Source organism: Microbacterium paulum, assembly GCF_015707995.1.
GTDB classification, from domain to species: Bacteria; Actinomycetota; Actinomycetes; order Actinomycetales; family Microbacteriaceae; genus Microbacterium; species Microbacterium paulum.
The window spans coordinates 1-1447 of sequence record NZ_JAAGRY010000125.1 but is presented as its reverse complement, the minus strand read 5'-3'; the positions used below and the strand labels follow the sequence as shown (position 1 = coordinate 1447).

Below are 1447 nucleotides of genomic sequence, written 5' to 3'. Positions count from 1 at the left end.
CGCGGCGCTCTTCGCCACAGCCGCCGCGGGGGCGGTCACCTCGACCGAGGGCGCACTCGTCGCCGGGGGCGCACTCGCCGCCGCGACAGCCGTGCCCTCAGGTGGCCACGGGTCTCCCCCCGCCACGCGCGGAAGGCCCCGCCGCAGGTCGGCGCCGGGCGATTCGGCGGCGGCGTTCTGCGGGTGTCTGGCCTCGGCATCCACATTCTGACGCGTCTGAACAGCGGGCACGGCCTCGCTGGCGGGGCGGGGCGGCTGAGTGGATGCCGGGGCGCCGACCGCGGCGGCGACGACGGATCCGACCGGCCACGGTTCACCGCCGGGCGTTCGAGGGAGCCCACGGCGCAGCTCGACGGCGGGAGAGGCGGCGGGCACCGGGGGCGCGGGGGCTGTGGCATCCACCGCGGCGCCACGTTCCTGCACGGGCGCCACCGTTTGCTGGCGCCCGGGCAGCGAAGTGGCGCCCGGAGCGGGCTCGACCGCCGCAGCATCCACAGCCGGAGCAGACTCGGCCGAGGCCGCGTCGCCCGCGGGGGCCGCGTCGGCGGGAGGCCACGGGTCACCGCCTGCGACGCGGGGCAGGCCGCGGCGCAGGCCCGACGAGAACGTCGCCATGGGCGCTCAGCCCTTCTTGGCGTCGAGGGCCGCGATCAGCTGCGGCACGACCTGGAACACGTCCCCCACGATGCCGTAGTCGGCGATCTCGAAGATGGGGGCGTCGCCGTCTTTATTGATCGCGACGATCGTCTTCGCGGTCTGCATACCGGCCTTGTGCTGGATCGCGCCCGAGATGCCGAGCGCGACATATAGCTGCGGCGCGACCGAGACCCCAGTCTGCCCGACCTGCGCCGAGTAGGGCACGTACCCGGCATCCACCGCCGCGCGCGACGCGCCGACCGCGGCGCCGAGCGCGTCGGCGAGCTGCTCGACGAGCTCGAACTTCTCCTTCGATCCGAGTCCGCGCCCACCCGAGACGACCTTCGCCGCTCCGCGCAGCTCGGGGCGCGACGAGGTCGCGACCTCGGCCGTGAACGATGTGATCTGCGCGGCCGGAGCGCCCGAGGGCGAGACCGCGAGCGCGTCGACGACGGGGGATGCCACGGCCTCGGCCCGCGCGTCGACCGCACCCTGGCGGACGGTCACGACGAGCGCCCCGAACGTGGGCGCCGACGTGGCGGTGAACGCCCCGCCGTAGACCGAGTGCTGTGCGAGCACGCCGTCGGCGTCGCGCGCGACGCCGACGGCGTCGACCGCGATCGCGAGCGAGCGGCGGGCCGCGAAGCGGCCCGCCGCGTCACGGCCCTCGATGGAGTTCGACACGAGCACGGCGTCGGGGCGGACGAGGTCGTGCGCGGCGGAGAGGGCGTCGGTGATCGGCACCGTCAGCGCCTGGTCGGCGCCGCCGAGGTCGGCCGTCAGCACCGTGGGCGCGCCGAGCGCCCCGGCC

1 protein-coding gene and 1 pseudogene are annotated in these 1447 nt (G+C 76.1%); both read right to left on the bottom strand.

The genetic code is table 11. The annotated features are described in order from the left end of the window. Positions 1 to 615, bottom strand: a pseudogene (locus G3N18_RS15735) (cytochrome b/b6 domain-containing protein); the annotation flags it as partial. Positions 616 to 621: 6 nt separating this feature from the next. Then, positions 622 to 1447: electron transfer flavoprotein subunit alpha/FixB family protein (locus tag G3N18_RS15730; protein ID WP_196385184.1), on the bottom strand; the 826-nt coding region annotated here is incomplete at its 5' end.